The organism is Scleromatobacter humisilvae (assembly GCF_023231945.1).
In the GTDB taxonomy this organism is placed as follows: domain Bacteria; phylum Pseudomonadota; class Gammaproteobacteria; order Burkholderiales; family Burkholderiaceae_C; genus Scleromatobacter; species Scleromatobacter humisilvae.
Genome location: NZ_JAJLJH010000001.1, coordinates 669,419 through 686,382 on the forward strand (window position 1 = coordinate 669,419; position 16,964 = coordinate 686,382).

The 16,964-nt window shown below is 69.5% G+C and carries 15 protein-coding genes; 8 read left to right on the top strand and 7 right to left on the bottom strand.

Annotation, left to right across the window (positions count from 1 at the left end; all coding sequences use genetic code 11):
- Window positions 1–175: 175 nt before the first annotated feature.
- A complete protein-coding gene (locus LPC04_RS03160; protein ID WP_275680727.1) occupies window positions 176–1,024 on the bottom strand; it encodes a flagellin N-terminal helical domain-containing protein in 849 nt (282 codons plus the stop codon).
- Between the two features lie 261 nt (window positions 1,025–1,285).
- Between LPC04_RS03160 and LPC04_RS03165 the strand changes: the two genes are divergently transcribed.
- From LPC04_RS03165 to LPC04_RS03185, 5 genes are all read left to right on the top strand, one after another.
- Window positions 1,286–3,211: an O-linked N-acetylglucosamine transferase, SPINDLY family protein gene (locus tag LPC04_RS03165; protein ID WP_275680728.1), complete on the top strand. Its 1,926-nt coding sequence runs from the start codon at window positions 1,286–1,288 to the stop codon at window positions 3,209–3,211.
- Complete coding sequence (locus LPC04_RS03170; RefSeq protein WP_275680729.1) at window positions 3,211–4,275, top strand: glycosyltransferase family 2 protein; 1,065 nt, start codon at window positions 3,211–3,213, stop codon at window positions 4,273–4,275. The genes LPC04_RS03165 and LPC04_RS03170 overlap by 1 nt, the downstream gene beginning before the upstream one ends.
- Window positions 4,276–4,416: 141 nt before the next feature.
- The gene (locus LPC04_RS03175; protein WP_275680730.1) at window positions 4,417–5,919 is read left to right on the top strand and encodes a hypothetical protein; all 1,503 of its coding nucleotides are present in this window, start codon (window positions 4,417–4,419) and stop codon (window positions 5,917–5,919) included.
- Between the two features lie 28 nt (window positions 5,920–5,947).
- Window positions 5,948–7,450 carry a glycosyltransferase family 2 protein gene (locus LPC04_RS03180; protein ID WP_275680731.1) on the top strand — a complete coding sequence of 501 codons (1,503 nt, stop codon included), beginning with the start codon at window positions 5,948–5,950 and terminating at the stop codon, window positions 7,448–7,450.
- Window positions 7,451–7,470: 20 nt separating this feature from the next.
- On the top strand, window positions 7,471–8,433 hold the full coding sequence (locus tag LPC04_RS03185; protein ID WP_275680732.1) for a hypothetical protein: 963 nt from the start codon (window positions 7,471–7,473) through the stop codon (window positions 8,431–8,433).
- Here the strand turns inward: LPC04_RS03185 and LPC04_RS03190 are convergent.
- The 6 genes from LPC04_RS03190 to LPC04_RS03215 form a co-directional block, all read right to left on the bottom strand.
- Window positions 8,405–9,124, bottom strand: coding sequence for a PEP-CTERM sorting domain-containing protein (locus LPC04_RS03190; RefSeq protein ID WP_275680733.1), 720 nt, complete (start codon window positions 9,122–9,124; stop codon window positions 8,405–8,407). The genes LPC04_RS03185 and LPC04_RS03190 overlap by 29 nt on opposite strands.
- 334 nt (window positions 9,125–9,458) lie before the next feature.
- Window positions 9,459–10,109 carry a PEP-CTERM sorting domain-containing protein gene (locus LPC04_RS03195; protein ID WP_275680734.1) on the bottom strand — a complete coding sequence of 217 codons (651 nt, stop codon included), beginning with the start codon at window positions 10,107–10,109 and terminating at the stop codon, window positions 9,459–9,461.
- A 214-nt stretch (window positions 10,110–10,323) separates the two neighbouring features.
- Window positions 10,324–12,483 (bottom strand): glycosyltransferase family 29 protein, encoded by a 2,160-nt coding sequence (locus tag LPC04_RS03200; RefSeq protein ID WP_275680735.1) that lies wholly within the window; start codon window positions 12,481–12,483, stop codon window positions 10,324–10,326.
- Between the two features lie 147 nt (window positions 12,484–12,630).
- Window positions 12,631–12,906, bottom strand: coding sequence for a hypothetical protein (locus LPC04_RS03205; protein ID WP_275680736.1), 276 nt, complete (start codon window positions 12,904–12,906; stop codon window positions 12,631–12,633).
- A 29-nt stretch (window positions 12,907–12,935) separates the two neighbouring features.
- On the bottom strand, window positions 12,936–13,754 hold the full coding sequence (locus tag LPC04_RS03210; protein ID WP_275680737.1) for a DUF4382 domain-containing protein: 819 nt from the start codon (window positions 13,752–13,754) through the stop codon (window positions 12,936–12,938).
- A complete protein-coding gene (locus LPC04_RS03215) occupies window positions 13,751–14,593 on the bottom strand; it encodes a DUF6502 family protein (RefSeq protein WP_275680738.1) in 843 nt (280 codons plus the stop codon). The genes LPC04_RS03210 and LPC04_RS03215 overlap by 4 nt, the downstream gene beginning before the upstream one ends.
- Window positions 14,594–14,816: 223 nt before the next feature.
- Between LPC04_RS03215 and flhD the strand changes: the two genes are divergently transcribed.
- From flhD to LPC04_RS03230, 3 genes are all read left to right on the top strand, one after another.
- Window positions 14,817–15,140 (top strand): flagellar transcriptional regulator FlhD, encoded by a 324-nt coding sequence (gene flhD, locus LPC04_RS03220; RefSeq protein ID WP_275680739.1) that lies wholly within the window; start codon window positions 14,817–14,819, stop codon window positions 15,138–15,140.
- Window positions 15,141–15,192: 52 nt separating this feature from the next.
- A complete protein-coding gene (flhC, locus tag LPC04_RS03225) occupies window positions 15,193–15,732 on the top strand; it encodes a flagellar transcriptional regulator FlhC (RefSeq protein WP_275680740.1) in 540 nt (179 codons plus the stop codon).
- Between the two features lie 365 nt (window positions 15,733–16,097).
- Complete coding sequence (locus LPC04_RS03230) at window positions 16,098–16,871, top strand: class I SAM-dependent methyltransferase (protein WP_275680741.1); 774 nt, start codon at window positions 16,098–16,100, stop codon at window positions 16,869–16,871.
- Window positions 16,872–16,964 lie beyond the last annotated feature (93 nt).

A 16,964-nucleotide genomic window follows, 5' to 3' on the forward strand; every position in this document is an offset into this window, starting at 1 on the left:
TGTTGAAATTGTTATCGGGGGCTTGCGCGGAAATCTTTAGCCCTGAATGCAGGCACGCCCACTCGATTTCTCGAGAAGGCGTGCATTCGAAAAGCGGGGCAAAAATCGCGAACGGCGACGCCTGGAGGCGAAGCCGTTCGAGGTAGCGCCGGAGGCGGCGCCGAGTGCGCGTCGATCAGCGCAGGAGCGACAGCACCTGCTGCGGCTGCTGGTTGGCCTGGGCGATCATCGCGGTGCCGGCCTGCTGCAGCACGTTGGCGCGGCTCATGTTCGCGGTTTCCGCCGCGAAGTCGGCGTCCATGATGCGGCTGCGGGCGGCCGTCTGGTTCTCGACGCCCGACTGCAGGTTCGAGATGATCGAGTCGAAGCGGCTTTCCGTCGCACCGAAGGTGGCGCGGGTGTCGTTGACGTCGTCGATGGCCTTGTCGATGTTGTCGATCACGGTGCCGATGGCGCCCGAGGTGGCCGACGAGTCGATCACGGCGGTGCTCGTGTTGGTCACGGCGGTCATCGTCGAGTCGGTGGTCATGTTGACCGTCTTGATCGACACGGTGTCGTTGGACGTCGTGTTGGCGCCGACCTGGAAGTTCAGCGTGGTCGCGTCAGCGCCCAGCATGGCCTTGCCGTTGAAGGTCGTGCCGCCGAGCACGCGGGTGATTTCCGCCTGCAGCTGGCCGAATTCCTTGTTCAGCGAGTCCTTGTCCGACGAGCTGTTGGTGGAGTTGCGGGCCTGCACCGCCAGTTCACGCATGCGCTGCAGCGAGTTGCTGACCTGGGCCAGCGCGCCGTCGGCGGTCTGGGCCAGCGAGATGCCGTCGTTCGAATTGCGGATCGCGACGTTCATGCCGCGCACCTGGGCGTTCATGCGCTCGGCGATCGACAGGCCGGCAGCGTCGTCCTTGGCGGAATTGATCCGCAGACCGGACGACAGACGCTGCATCGACGTGGCGAGCGAGGCCTGCGAACCCGACAGATTGCGCTGGGCATCGATCGAGGCGATGTTGGTATTGATCGTGAGAGACATGATGTTCACTCCTGGGGAGACAAAGTCCGGCGGGATTGCCGGGTTTTTCGCCCCAAAGTCGAAAACGGGTGGGGCCGTGAGTTGGTTTTCGGAACCCCGATCAAAAGACTTGAGGACTTTTTGATCGGCTACTTGCACGACCGCGTTCGCGGCGATGTGCCTCTCGCTGGCATCCGTGTCGGACGTTCCCGCGAACTGCACCGTGACTGGGCCTGTTATCGGAGCCAACGCGCCGCGGCTTGAACCTAGACTGGCTCGATCATGAAGAACTCCACATCCTTGCCGTCCGCCAGCGCGCGCCGCGCCGAAAGCCATCGCCAGGCCGGCGTGCTCGCGCACCGGGCCAGGCGCTGGGATGCGGCCGTGCAGGAGTTCGAGCGCGCCACCGAGCTGGCGCCGCGCGACGCGCTGATGTGGATGAACCTGGCGCGCTCGCGCATGGCGCTGGCGCAGCACGTGCCCGCGCTGGAGGCCGCGCAGCGTGCCTGCGAGCTCGATCCGGCGAGCGCCGTCGCCTGCCGCATGGCGGCCGAGCTGGCGCTGCAGCTGGCGCGTCCCGCGGATGCGCTGCGCGTGCTGCAGGCGTTGTCCGACGACGCCCCGCGCGACCACGACTACTACAACGCGCTGGGCAACGCGCTGTTCCAGACGCGCGAGCCGCGCCGGGCCGTCGACGCCTACTTCCAGGCACTGACGCTGAAGGTGGACTCCGCCATCGTCCACTACCGCCTGGGCCTGTGCTTCATGGACCTGAAGATGGACCTCGAGGCCGCGCAGTGCTTCCGCACCGCGATCTCGCTGGACGACGGCTCGACGCGCGCGCTCGCGCTGAGCCTGGTCGTGCAGACCAACCGCCAGGCCTGCGAATGGCAGCAGGACGCCGAGGACACGCGCGCGCTGCTCGAGGCCGTCGACCGCGACGATCCGGAGACCGCCCGCCTGCTGCTGCCGTTCGCGCTGATCTCGATCGAGTCGACGCCGCAGCAGCAGCGCCGCCTGGCCGAGCGCCGCGTCGCCGGCCTGACCAGCCACATCGTGCCGCTGCCCGCGCCGGGCCCGCGCCGCCCCGGCCGCATCCGCGTCGGCTACCTGTCCTCGGACTTCTACCACCACGCCACCGCGGTGCTGATGACCGAGCTGCTGGAACGCCGCGACACGAGCGGCTTCGAGACCTTCCTCTACTCGCACAGCCGCGCCGACGGCTCCGAGATCGGACGGCGCGTGCGCGCCGCGTGCGAGCACTTCGTCGACATCCGCGACATCGGCAACTGCGCCGTCGCCAACCGCATCCGCGAGGACGGCATCGACATCCTGATCGACCTCAAGGGCCACACCCGCGACAGCCGCATGGAGCTGATGGCGTACCGGCCCGCGCCGGTGCAGGCGGCGTACCTCGGCTATCCGGGCACGACCGGCGCGCCGTTCATCGACTACATGATCGGCGACCGCGTGACGATGCCGCTGTCGCACGCCGCGAACTACACCGAGCAGATCGCGCAGCTCGAAGGCTGCTACCAGCCCAACGACGCCGCGCGCCCGCTGCCGCCCTGCCCGCCGCGCGCGGCACTCGGCCTGCCCGACGACGCCGTCGTGCTGTGCTGCTTCAACCAGACCTACAAGCTGTCGCCCCACATGCTGGACCTGTGGTCGCGCATCCTGGCCGGCGCGCCGCGCACCGTGCTGTGGATGCTGGACTGGAACCCGCACGCCAGGCAGAACCTGCTGCGCGAGCTCGCCGCCCGCGGCGTCGCGGCGGAGCGCGTGTTCTTCGCCGACAAGCTCGACTTGGCCAGCCACATCGCCCGCCTGCGCGCCGCCGACCTGTTCCTCGACACCTGGCCCTGCAACGCGCACACCACCGCCAGCGAGGCGCTGTGGGCCGGCGTGCCGGTGCTGACCGTGCCGGGCGAGACCTTCGCGTCGCGCGTCGCGGCCAGCCTCGTCGCGGCCTGCGGCCTCGCCGACCTCGCGTGCCAGTCCGAAGCCGACTACGTCGAGCTCGCCACCGCGCTCGCCAACGAGCCCGATACCCTGCGGGGCATCAAGACGCACCTGGACGTCAACCGCCGCTCGCTGCCGCTGTTCGACGCCGAGCGCCTGGCGCGCGACATGGACGCGCTGCTGGCGCGCATGCACGAACGCCACCTGGCCGGCCTCGCGCCTCAGGCGCTGGCGGCGGAGCAATGATGAATCCTTACAAGGTCGCGCTCGTGATGATCGCGCGCAACGAGGCCGCGCGCATCGTGCGCGCGCTGGCCAGCGTCGCCAGCTGCGTCGACGAACTCGTCGTCCTCGACACCGGCTCCACCGACGCCACCGTCGCGCTCGCGCGCTCCGCGGGCGCGCGCGTGGGCCACTTCGAATGGTGCGACGACTTCGCCGCCGCGCGCAACGCCGCGCTCAAGCTGGCGGACGCCGACTGGGCCATCGTCGTCGACGCCGACGAGTGGATCGCCGAGGCCGGCGTCGAGCTGCTGGCGCTGCGCCACACCAAGCCGGACTTCGTCGGCACGCTGCGCGTCGACAGCTCGTTCGACACGCCGATCGGCGTGTCCGTCTCGCCCAGCTGGCTGCCGCGCGTGCTGCCGCGCGGCGTCGGCTACGAAGGCCATGTGCACGAACAGCCGACGCACCAGCTGCCGGTCAGGCGGCTGGCGACGGTGCTCGCGCACGACGGCTACCTGTCCGAGGCGCTCAAGGCCAAGGCCGGCCGCAACGCCGACCTGCTCGCGCGCGCGCTGGCGCAGGCCCCCGACGACGCCTACCTGCACTACCAGATCGGCAAGGACCACGACGTCTACGAACGCTACGCCGACGCCTGCGCGCACTTCGCGCGCTCGCGCGCCTGCGAGGAATCCAGCGGCGCCACCGTCACGCTGGCGGGCACCGTGCCGGGCTGGCACCACGACCGCCTGGTGCGCGAGATGCACGCGCTCAAGAAGTGCCGCCAGCATTCGCAGGCCGTGCTGCTGGCCGAGAACGCGATGGCCGCGTGGTCGCACTCGCCCGACTTCTTCTTCGCGCTCGGCGACCTGCTGCTCGACTGGGCGACCGAGGAGCCCGCGCGCGCGGGCGAGCTGCTGCCGATGATCGAGGCGGCGTGGCTGCGCTGCCTCGAGATCGGCGAACGGCCCGACCTCGAAGGCTCGGTCGCCGGCCGCGGCTCGTCGCTGGCGGCGCGCAACCTGGTCGTGCTGTACGAAGGCACGGGGCAGGCGATCAAGGCGCTCAAGATCAGGCAGTCGCACTGATTTCACGCAGCCGGGGCTCAAGTCCTGGCGCGAATTGCCGGGGGCAGGCGCCCCTTTTCGGAGCTTGGCCCGCCGCGCCGCTCTTCAGAATCGGCTCATGACCGTCCATTCGGTCCTCGAACAATTCCGGAGCCCGGTTCCATGAAGAATGCCCCCGCGATCCACCTGGCGATCATCCAGCCTGCCGGCTACGTGCACTCGCTCGGCTTCCTGGACCAGGCGCGCTACTTCCGCCACATGTTCCGCCGCCAGGGCGCGACCGTGACGATGGCCAAGAACCGGCTGCGCGAAGACGCGGTGAACTTCGTGTTCGGCGCGCACCTGGGCTTTCCCGCCGACTGGCAGGATCGCCACGCCTGCATCTTCGTCAACCTCGAGCAGCTGGGCCAGGGCGGCGCGGCCGTCAGCCCCGACTACCTCGCGCTGCTGCGCAAGTCGGCGGTGGTCGACTACGACGCGGCCAACGTCGCGGCCTACGCGCAGGATCCGGCCGACGTGCCCATCGTGTCCTTCGGCTACGCGTCCTATCTCGACCAGCCCGCGCTGCCGCTGGAGGAGCGCCCGATCGACCTGCTGTTCTTCGGCAGCACCAACCCGCGCCGCCAGCAGTTCATCGCGCGCGTGGAGGCCGCCGGCTTCAACGTGGCGATGTTCGACGGCCCGGTCTACGGCCCCGAGCGCGACGACTTCATCCGCCAGGCCAAGGCCGTCCTCAACTGCCATTACTACGAGAGCAACCGCTTCGAGCAGGCGCGCGCGTTCCATTGCCTGTCGCTGGGCACGCCGGTGATCTCCGAATACACGCCGACGACCGACCCGGCGCCCGCGTTCCGCGACTCGGTGCTATGGCTGCCCGAGCAGGTCGAGGAATGGTTCCGCCTGCACTTCAAGACGCCGGCGTTCTACGACGAGGCGCGCAAGCGGCTGGCCACGTTCCGCGGCGGCGACGCCGTGCACGACCCGATGGAACAGTTCGCCGACCTGCTGGCCTTCGCGACCGGCTTCCAGCAAGGCTTCGCGCGCCTGCGCGCGCCGGGCCCGTGGCGCCCGCGCGCGATCAACCTCGGCTCCGGCAAGGACTACAAGCCGACCTGGCTCAACATCGACATCCTCGATCGCGCCGAGCCCGACCTCGTGCTGGACCTCGGCCAGCCGGTGACGCTGCCCTACGAGGCGCCGACGCAGATGGGCGGCACCGTGCGGCTCGAGCCCGGCACGCTGGAGCTGATCTACGCCAACAACGTGCTGGAGCACGTGCCCGACCTGCCGATGCTGATGACCAACGCGCTGGCCCTGCTGCAGGTGGGCGGCGCGTTCTCCATCGAGGTGCCGTACGAGAAGGCGCTGACCGCGTGGCAGGACCCGACGCACCTGCGCGCGCTCAACGAGAACTCCTGGCTCTACTACACCGACTGGTTCTGGTACCTGGGCTGGTTCGAGCACCGCTTCGAGCTGACGAAGTCGCAGTGGCTGGACGCCAACGTGCAGCCGTGCGCCAAGGACAACGCCGCCTTCATGCGCGTGACGCTCAGGAAGATCGCGACGACCCCGCGCGAGCGCACGACCGCCCGCACGATGCGCGCCGATTTCGGCGGCCTGGCCGACGACCAGTTCGCCGGCGATGAAGCCTACGCGCTGATCTGACAACAACGAACAAGAGACTGCACCGGACATGAACACGCTTGCGATCGCGATGATCAAGAACGAGGCCGACATCGTCGAGGCCTTCGTGCGCCACAACCTCGCGCTGCTGGACCTGATGGTCGTGATCGACAACGGCTCGACCGACGGCACGCGCGAGATCCTCACCTCGCTGCAGCGCGAGGGCCTGCCGCTGGTGGTGTTCGACGATCCGATCTTCGGCTACTACCAGTCCGAGAAGGTCACGCACGTCTACCGCAAGGTGGTGCCGGTGTTCAATCCGGAGCTGGTCTGGTTCCTCGATGCCGACGAGTTCATCCACGCGCCCTCGCGCGCCGCGCTCGATGCCGCGTTCGCGGTGGTGCCGGCCGGCGATGCGGTGCTGCTGCCGTGGCGCACGCACCTGCCCGACGTCGAAGTCGACCCGGCCCGCGTGCTGGCCGACCCGCTGGGCGCGATGCCCGACCGGCGCCGCCGCGAGGAGCCGACCTACTTCAAGGTCGTCGTGCGGCGCGACCCGCGCGACGACGCGCGCCTGGTGATCGAGCAGGGCAACCACCACGTCCACTTCACCGACCGCACGCGTCCGACGACGCACGTGATGGACGGCGTCGCCGTCGCCCACCTGCCGGTGCGCAGCGTCGAGCAGCTCTCGGCCAAGGTGATCAACGGCTGGCAGGCCTATCTCGTGAAGAACCGCCACGCCGAGGTGCCGACCGCCGGCTTCCAGTGGCAGCAGCTGTACGAGCGCGTCGTGTACGGCCAGGGCATCGATGCCGCCACGCTGACGACCGTCGCGCTCGATTACGCGCAGCCCGCGCGCGCCGGCCGCAACCGCGCCGACGACGCGGTGCGCGACGCGGTGCCCTCGCGCTACGGCCCGTTGCGCTACCTGCACCTCGCGCGCACGAACCTGCTCGCGAAGATCGCGATGAACATGGAGTCCTACATCCTCAACGGCGACGGCACGTGGAAGCCGGACACCGACGAGACCGCCGCCCCGCGCCGCGACATCGCCGGCCTGCTGGAGGTGCTGCGCCAGTCCGACGCCGTGCGCCTCGCCGGCGCGGCGGGCAGCGACGGCCCGCGCTGGGTCGAGGAGCTGACGCTGGCCAACCCGGGCTGGCAGCGCGTGGCCAACGACGACGCCGACCTGCTGCTCGCGGCCGACATGCCCGCCGCGAAGTTCGCCGCGCTCGCGCGCGAGGGCGCGAGCCATCCCGCGCGCCGCATCGTCTGGTGGGCACCGAAGCCGACCGCGCCGTCCGAGCTCGACGCGACGCTCGCGGCCTGGTACGACGCCGGCTGGGAGCCGCACATGCTCGAGACCCTGGGCTACCGCGCGCTGTCGGCCTTCCCCGAGCTGCGTGCAGGCGCCGTCGTGCTGCAGCGCGCCGACGCGACGCGGCGCGAACGCGCCCTCGCGATCCGCGCCGCGCTGTGCGGCATGGGCGACGCCGCGCGTCCTGCCGCGACGCCGGTACCCAAGCGCGTGCTGCACCCGATGCAGGACATGGAACTGCTCGCCGCCTGAACCCGCACGCCGAGACCGACATGCATCCCCTGACTCCGCTCCTCGCCCTGCCCGCACAAGCCTTCCTGGCCCCGCACACGCTGGAACAGCGGCTCGCGCTCGCGATGAGCACGCTGAACCAGCGCGTCTTCAGCCACGACGCCGCGAGCGCCTGGCTGGCCTGGATCGGCGCGCATGGCCGCGAGCTGACGCCCGAGCAGGTCGAGCAGCTGATGCGCGAGGTATTGCTGATGTCGCCGCTGCATCCGCAGGCCGAGACGATCTACGCCGCGCTGATGCGCCCGTCCGAACCGCTGCCCGCCGGCGGCCGCGTCGTCTTCATGGTGACCAGCTGCCGCAAGTACTTCCGCCAGGCCGAGCGCGTGCAGGCCGCCCTGCGCGCGCGCGGCGCGACGGCCTGCATCGTCATCGGCGACCCCGGCCTGCGCGTGCCGCACTGGGACGGCGACACCTGCACGCTGCCGGTCGAGGACAACTACGAGACGCTGCCGCTGAAGGTCGCCGCCGGCGTCAACGCGCTGGTGCAGCGCTTCGGCGCGATCGCCGTCGTCAAGATCGACGACGACTGCCAGCTGACCGAACGCTTCGCGCCCGAGCGCTTCCTGCAGCTCTCGCGCCAGCACGACTACGTCGGCATGCTCGCGGTCAACCCGCACCTGTGCCGCTTCTGGCACTTCGGCAAGACCTCGAAGCCGATGGGCCCGTACTCGCGCCGCCACCACGGCGCCTGGGCCGGCGGCGCCTGCTACCTGCTCGGGCCGCGCGCGGCCGCGCTGGTCGCGAGCGAATACGCGCACTACCCGGCCGAGATCGGCGACGAGTACTACGAGGACAAGGCGATCGGCGACTTCATGCGCCGCCAGGGCGTCGCGTTGACGACGATCCGGCATGCCGAGTGGGGTATCACGTTCGATACGACCGAGCGCTTCGTGGCGCCGGTGCTGAGGGACACGGTCACCTTCGACGAAGTCCCGGCGGGCTGAGCGCACGACGCCGGCCCGCCAGCACTGTGGCGAGCAGCCCCAGTCCGAGCAGCGCGGCCGTGGATGGCTCGGGCACCGGCAGGAACTCGATCTGGTCGATCGCCAGCCCCGGCGGGTTCGGCGCCGTCTGCAGGTCGGTGATCTGCAGGTTGACGACTTGGCCGGCGAAGGCCGACACGTCGCCGGTCCATTCGCCCGAGTAGCCCATCATGTCCTCGGTATAGGTCGGGCTCGTCGGATCGAGACCCACCGGCTGCATCGCGATGCCCGTGCCGTCGAGCGTCACCTCGAACAGGTAGCTGCTGCTCAGCAGCTCGATGGTGGTCACCTGCGGACCCAGCCGGCCCGTCTGCGAGATCTCGGCGTAGACGAACGGCCCGCGGGGTTCGTCCTCGTGGAACGTGCCGCTCTTCAGGCCGAATCCATACGGGCCGGACGCGCTGCCGAAGGGCGACAGCAGCAGCACGTACGACTGGCTGTAGCCGGCGTTGGGAAACCAGGAGACGTAGCTCGTGCTGTCGCCGTCGGAGTGGCTCCATCCGGGAGCGGCCTCGTTCCACGGCATGAAGCTCGTGCTGCCGGGCGGGAGGGGCACGTTCGCGGCGTCGAAATCGAGATCGACGAAGGCCTGGGCCGCGGCGCTCGTCGCAAGGCAGGCCAGCACGGCAGCAACGGATGCGGCAATTCTCATGGTTCGACTCCCGGCGGCGACTCGTCGATCCTCTGCCGCGCGAGCGACGATGTCAATGAACAGCTGCTGCCGAGCTACGGCGCGGGACAGCCCGGGCGCCCGAACAGCGCGATCGGGAACGTCACCGCCCAGGCGCAGGCCAGGCCGAAGAGAAGCGGGATGCCGACGGTGCGCAGCGCGCGTGCATTCATGGGCTGCCGGTGGCTCGTGGAGAAGATCCGCTGGATCGCGTGCCGGCGATTGTGGGCCTTCGGCGACGCTCGCCGCCCGGATGCGACAAGGCCCGGCATCGCGTGATGCCGGGCCTCGGAATGCAGGCGAATGCGCCGGAACGTCAGGCTTGGCGGCGCAGCCTCGACGCGCCCGCGCACAGGGCCAGCGCGACAACCGCGAGCGGCACAGAGCCCGGTTCCGGCACCGTGCCGCCGGTGCTGCTCAGAGCGATGTTCTCGGAGTACAGGTTGCCGACCTTCTTCGTGTCGCCCGCATTGGCCAGCCACGCGATCTGCAGGTGCGGCCCGAGCGAGCTGGTGATGGCCAGCGGCGCCGAGAAATCGATCGTGTAGGTCAGGTCCATCGGCATCGGATTGACCGGGAAGTCCGGGCTGATGTTGAAGCAGATGCCGCCGGGAGGCGATCCACCGCCCGTGCACATGTCATTGGCGCCCGACAACTGATCGTTGACGCCCGCCAGATTGACGGCCCCGGGTCCGTTGACCTTCGCGGTGACCGTGGAGAAGTTCAGGCCCAGGTCCTTCAGGTCGAAGGCGCCCAGGTATTTCGCCGTCGACCAGTCGCCACCCAGCGTTCCGCTGATGTTGAACGTCAAGGTGTCGGCGTCGACCTGCGTGAACGTGAACGTGATGCCCTGGAAGGGCGCGCTCTCGTAGACGCTCACCGGGCCGGCCCACGCGCTCGACGCGCCAGCCAGGGTGAGCACGACCGCGACCGCGCTCGACGCGGCCAGCGAAGCAATGCTTTTCATGTTGTCCCTCCAGCCCCTGTGTCGGGGCAAGGGAGATAAGCAATTGTCGAGCCAGTACCGCAACTTGTTGATTCACAAAGGGATTGACAATTCCGGCCGCGCCGAACCGCACCGTGTGTCAACATTTCCGACAGCCGCGGCCTGAACTGACGGCGCCAAAGCAACAAGGCCCGACGTCTCGCGACGCCGGGCCTTGCTGGCGAGCGCAGGCGAATCAGTTCCCGCGCACCGACTCCAGCAGGCGCGCCGCATCCGCGTGCTGGCCGCAGCGGATCTGCGAGATCACCACGCCTTCGAGCGCGTCGTGATCGGCGCCGTCGGTGGACAGCAGCGCGCCGTAGAGATCCATCGCGCGGTCGGGGTGGCCAAGGTCGAGGCTCATCTGCGCGAGCACGCGCAGCATCTCGCGGTCGTCGCGGGCGCGCGTGAGGCGCGCGCGCCAGGTCGGGTTGGCCATCGCCTGCTCGCCGGCGGCGGCGGTCGTGGCCTCCAGGCCCTCGACGACGATGGTCGCGGTCGCGGTCGTGGCACTGGGCGCGTCGATGGCCACCGGTTGCGCGACCGGCTGCGGCGCGGGCTTCGCGGCGAAGGCGCTGTCGCGGATCCGCGCGTGCTCGGGGTTGACCAACACCAGCATGATCGTCGCGAGATCCGGGCTGCCGTCGTTGCTGCGCGTGTGCGTGCCGGCGGCCAGCGTGAAGCCTTCGCGCTCGAACAGCGCGCTCAGCTCGGCCAGCGTCCACTCGCGGATGTGCGCGGGGTTGGGCGGCGGACCCATGTGCGCCTTGCCCCAGGTGCGCTCGCGGTCGGGCGTCGACAGCACCAGCGCGGGCGCGTGCCTGAGCAGTTCGCGCAGCGCGTTCATCAGGCTGCGCGGGTCGACCAGGTGCTCGATGACGTCGGAGCAGATCACCACCGAGTTCTGCAGCACGCGGCCCGGCAGCGGCAGCATGGCGATGTCCTCGAAGTCGGCCTCGAGGAACGTGCCGAACGGGAACTTCGAGCGGCAGTGCTCCATGTTGCCGCCGTAGTCGATGCCGATCAGCTTGAACTCGGGATGCAGCACGCTCAGCTTGCGCGCCTGGCCGCAGCCGATGTCGATCAGCGTGTCGCACGCGAGCGAGCGCGCGATCTCGGCGGCGGTCGGGTAGACGTCGGGCTGCCACGTGAGGCCGTCGTCGGCGACGTCGGCGTAGTAGACGGGCTTGGCACGCGACACGTAGGCCGCGGGCAGGTCGAAGCGATCCGCGGCGCGCGCCGCCTTCGCCGGACGCGGTGCATCGGCGGCGCGGCGGTTGCCGGCCAGCATCACCTGGCCGACGTCCAGGCCGTTGATCAGCTGCACGTCGAAGTGCTCGGAGAACAGGTCGCGCCACCATTCGACGGAGCGCACGGTCAGGTGCAGGTTCTCGCCCTGGGGGCCCAGCAGGCCGCTCAGGCGCGTCGACACCGACACCAGGATGGAATCGGCCAGGCGCGCGGCCTCGCGCAGCACGACGCGGATGTCGTTCTCGGTCAGGTGCTCCAGCACGTCGACCGAGACGAAGCGATCGAACTTCTGCGTCAGGCCCGCGAGCGTGATGCAGTCGCCGTTGATCTTGCTGCGCACCGGGATGCGGTCGAAGGCGACCTTGGACACCTCGAGCGCCGTGACCTGGTTGCCTTGCTTCTGCATGAAGGCCGACAGGTCGCCGTTGCCCGCGCCGAATTCGAGGATGGACTCGCCCTCGATCACGCAACCCAGCTGGCGATACAGCGCCAGGCCTTCGTTGACGTTGTAGCCGGCGTGCTCGGCGTGGCAGAAGTTGTACAGGCTCGCGTAGTCGTAGCTCTGGCCGTAGAACACGGCGCCGGGCAGGCCCAGCAGCACGTCGCGCTCGACGCCGCTGTGCGTGGTGGCGTTCTTCACGCCCGGGTTCCAGTAGTGGCCGCTCACGAAGCCGTCGAAGCCGAACAGGCTGAACTGCAGGCCCAGGTGGCTGCACAGCGCGGCGAGCGCCAGGCCGGTGGACGGGTTGGGCACGCCCGGCACCAGCGCGTGGACGTCGGTGGCGGCGCAGATCAGCTGGAAGCCGCTGCGCTGCTCGAAGTCGGCGACGGCGGCGGACTCGCGCGAGTCGCGGGTGAACGGCGAGAACTCGCCGACCTGGCCGCGCGGCTCGATGTCGCTCCAGCCCGACGTGCAGCGCAGCGTGGTGCGGCTGCCGACGACGGCCTCGAAGCCGGCCAGCTGGTAGTTGTTGAGGCGAATGACGCTCGCGTGGTGATCGATCGCCGCGCCCATCGCGCCGGCGGGGATGCCATTGCCGACGATGGCGATCGGCTGCGGCAGGGCCTGCAGCAGCTCTTCAGTGCACGAAAACTTTTGGCTCATGGGCGCTCCGGTTCAATGGGCCGGCGACCGACGGACGGTCGCCATGGGAATACGCCCATGCTATGAGCGCCCATCGTTGCCCGAAGCGGGAAGAAATGCGGTGTTTTCCGGGCTTTCCTGCGCCTTCAGTCCGCGTCCGCCCGGTCGTCAGACCAGTTGCATCTGCGCGTGCAGCGCCATCGCCCGCAGCACGTTCTGCTCGCGCTCGGTCAGGCGGCGCCGCTTCATGTTTAGCAGCAGCAGCCTGGCCTGCGTGCCATCCGGGGCCTGGAAAGCCTCGGAGCCCACGACGTGGAAGCCGGACTGGTCGGGCGCCGCGAGGCTGGCCGCGATCGCGTCGCCGGTCACGATGCGCGCCGCGTCGACGTTGCACATCTTGGCAACGTCCATCAGCAGGAATCCGATATCGTCGAACTGTGCCATGTTGGGCTCCCTCTTCCCGACCGCCCGGCTCAATACGCCGATGCGACCTGTGTTGCGCTGCTTGCGACAGCGTCGAGTGCGTAGACGCCGGCGGTGCTGGAGACCGCCTTGCAGACGTCCAGGCTGCGGAACGACGCCGTCACCTGGCCCTGCGCCACGGTGATCGTCGGTGCCAGCGGCAAGCCGCCGTCGGCGGCGGCCGGCACGGCCAGCGCGACCTCCTGCCTGCCGGCCGCGACCACGGCATTGGCCAGCGGCGTGGCGGCGTCGTCGGCGACGAGCAGCAGGCGGATCTGGCGGTAGGTGCCATCGGGCAGCGTCGAGAAGTCCAGCGGCAGCGCGCTACCGGCAGCGAGCTGCAGCAGGTCGGTGCGCACCGGCGCGGCCACGGCCACGTCGACCCAGCCCGGGCTGCCGGCGTCGGCCGCGCCGTCGGCGTTGACGCGCGCGCCGGCGATCGTGACGTTGACGCTCTGCAGGCCGCACGCGTGCGCCACGTTGACCGACTCGATGCCGCTGCCGCCGATGCCGCCCACGCTCAGCGTGTTGGCGCCGCTGCCACCGATCCCGCCGACACTCTGCGTGTTGGCGCCGCTGCCACCGATCCCGCCGACGCTCAGCGTGTTGGCGCCGCTGCCACCGATCCCGCCGACGCTCAGCGTGTTCGCGCCGCTGCCGCCGATCCCGCCGACGCTCAGGGTGTTGGCGCCGCTGCCGCCGATCCCCCCGACGCTGGCCGATTGCTGCTGGGTGGCAACGTTGTCTTCGGTGGCGTCACCGCCTCCGCAGGCGGTGAGAAACGAGAGCGTGGCCAGGGCCGCGGCCGAGAAGAGGATCCTGCTGGTCATGTCTGGGCTTCCTGCGCGTTGGTGAGTTGCTCGAAGTAATGGATGCCGACGCCGACGCGCGCCGTGTCGCCGGGCGGCAGCCCGGACTCCGGCAGGTGTTCGATGTCGTGCTCGGTCAGCCAGGCGTCGAGGCCCTCCAGCAGGGCCTGGGACTGCCTGGCGCTCATCTCGCGGAAGGCGGGCAGCGCGTCGATCGGGATGCCCACGTGCATGACCTTGCGCTGGTAGCGCGCGTCGGTGGCGCCGTGCTCGATGTTGTGGGTGATGGTCTCGATGAGCTCGCCCACGTCCGTGCCCAGGATGCCGAGCTTCTGGACGATGCTGTCGTGCGGCACGAAGGCGCGCTGGCGCAGCGCGATGCGGCCGTCGGCCAGCGTCTGCACGGCGCCGACGCGCTGCAGCTCGTCGAGCACGGCCCGCGCGGGGACGTCGCCGCCGTGCAGACGCACCAGTTCGGCGAAGCCGTCCGGGCCGTCCATGGGCAGCGGCTGCGGCGCCCCGCTGCCGCCCGCGAAGCGCGGCTCGCGCACCCAGGCGGTGAGCACGCGGGCGGCGCGGTTGTAGTGGGCGGTGGAGACATCGGCGCGGGACGACGGTTCGGCCAGCAGCAGGTTGACGTCCTTGCGTGTCAGGCCGGTGAGGATGGCCGCGCGCGAGATCGACGGCTTCTTGCCGGGCAACGCGAAGTCTTCCATCGCCGTCTCGACGTAGACGCGCTTGGCGATGGACTCGAAGGCGCTGTAGGGAAACGAGTGCTTGAGGAGGAGTCGGACGAGGGGGCGCAGCAACTTGGCCAGCGCGAGGCCGATGGCGGAAACGAGTACGGAGTCCTCAAGCATTTGGGAAATATATCCCAAATATCATGAACGAAAGGTGTCCTGAGCGCGGTACTCGACCATTCCCTACAGCGGCGGACTTTGTAGGAATTTGCCTGACAGGCGACGTGGCGCCAGGACGACTCAAGTCGCGGAAGTGGGCTTATGTTCCCTCCCAGTTCCCCGCTTTAAAGTTCATCCCACGTTGACACCGTTTCTTCCTCCACCGCACACAAGGAAAAGCATCATGGAAACCACTCAAATCCTCGCCGAGATCCGCGAAGCCAACCTGTCGTACATGATGCTGGCGCAAAGCCTGATCCGTTCGGATCGCGAACAGGCGCTGTTCCGCCTGGGCATCTCGGAAGAGACCGCCAACATGATCTCGTCGCTCACCCCGGCGCAGATGATGAAGATCGCCTCCGGCAACACGCTGCTGTGCCGCTTCCGCATGGACGACGACCTCGTCTGGAACCTGATCACCAGCCACGGCAAGACCGCCGCGAACGAGACCGTCTCGCGCCTGCACGCATCGATCCTGATGGCCGGCCGCCACCAGGAAGCCGCGTAAGCAGCCGGCAGCGTCCGTCAGATCCAACAAACACCAGGCAGGAGAGATCACCATGCGCGTCAAGAGCATCCTTACCGAGGCCCGCCAGATCGAACGTGCGGTCACGCTGATCAAGCTGGGCGCCCGCCTGCAGGTGCTCGAGTCGGAAACCGATCTCTCCTACGAGCGCCTGCTGCGCCTGTACAAGGAAGTCTCGGGCCGCAGCCCGTCCAAGGGCCAGCTGCCGTTCTCGACGGACTGGTTCATGACCTGGCAGCCCAACATCCACGCCAGCCTCTTCCTCAACATCCACGAGTACCTCAACAAGTCCTCGGCGATGGAAGAGATCGACACGGTGATCAAGGCCTACCAGCTCTACCTGGAGCAGACCGAGGCCCAGGGCCTGGAGCCGCTGCTGTCCGTCACCCGCGCCTGGCGCCTGGTGAAGTTCGTCGACAACGGCATGCTGACGCTGACCAAGTGCACGAAGTGCTCCGGCAACTTCGTCACCCACCCGCACGAGATGGCGCGCCATTTCGTCTGCGGCCTGTGCAACCCGCCGGCACGCGCCGGCAAGGGCAAGGCGGCGGGCGCCCTGTCCCTCGCGCATTGAATGGGGGACGCGTCGTGCGGATGAGCTCGGTGTCGCGTCAACGGCGACGGTCGAGCGCAACGGGCCCGGTGGACACCGCATCCGTGAACTACGACGCGTTTCTTTACCTGCAGGGACTTGATAACCGGAACAAACGGTCCGATAACAGGTCTAGCTAGTAACTGTTTTCTTGTTTTTTTCTTGCTTGTCTCCTCCTAGCACAACCCCTGTGCTTTCCAAGGCGATCCCTTTAAACGGATCGCCTTTTTCTTTGTCCCGGCGCTTCTGCTCGTCCGCTTGCTTGCTGCACTGCAAGATGAAGAACGGCCGGGATTGCCGCTCTTTTCCGGCCGGTGGCTGAACGCGCGTCCCCGGACACTCGACGCATGGCATCGTCCCCGTCCGTCCGTCGTCCCGTCGCGCCGCGCCTGCCCGCGTTGCGCTGGCCGCTGCCCGCGCTGCTGGCGTGGGCCGCGGGCTGGGTCGTCATGCTCGCGTTGCTGCGCACGGACGCGGCGGCGCCGGCGCTGGCCGTCGCGGCCGGGCTGGCCGTCGCGGCGCTGCCGGCGCTGGCCGCGGCCACGTTCTGGCGCCGCGTGATCGTCGCGGGCGGCTTTCCCGTCTCGCTGCTGGCCAGCGGGGTCGGCGGCGCGATCCCCGCCTGGGCCTGGCTGCTGCCGCTGGCCGCGCTGGCGCTCGCCTACCCTGTCACGGCCTGGCGCGACGCGCCAGTCTTTCCGACGCCGCGCGACGCCCTCGCCGGCCTCGATCGCCACATCACGCTGGCGCCGGCGGCCAGCGTGCTCGACGCCGGCTGCGGCCTCGGCCACGGCCTGCGGGCGCTGCGGGCCGTCTGGCCGCAGGCGCGCATCGCGGGCGTCGAATGGAGCTGGCCGCTGGCGCTGGCCACGCGGCTGCGCTGCCCGTGGGCGCGCGTCACGCGCGGCGACATGTGGCGCGGCTCGTGGGCCGCGCACGATCTCGTCTACCTGTTCCAGCGCCCGGAGAGCATGGCGCGCGCGCTCGCGAAGGCGGACGCCGAGATGCGGCCGGGCAGCTGGGTCGTCAGCCTGGAATTCGAGGCCGCCGGCCGGACGCCGCACGCGCGCATGGCGCTGGCGTCGGGCCGTCCGATCTGGATCTATCGGGTCGGCTCATGACGCGGATTTCAAGAATTCCCCACGCGAATCCGCCCGGACGAGGCGTCTGGGCCGCCAATCCCGCTCATTTCACGCCGGACTCGCCCTCAAGGC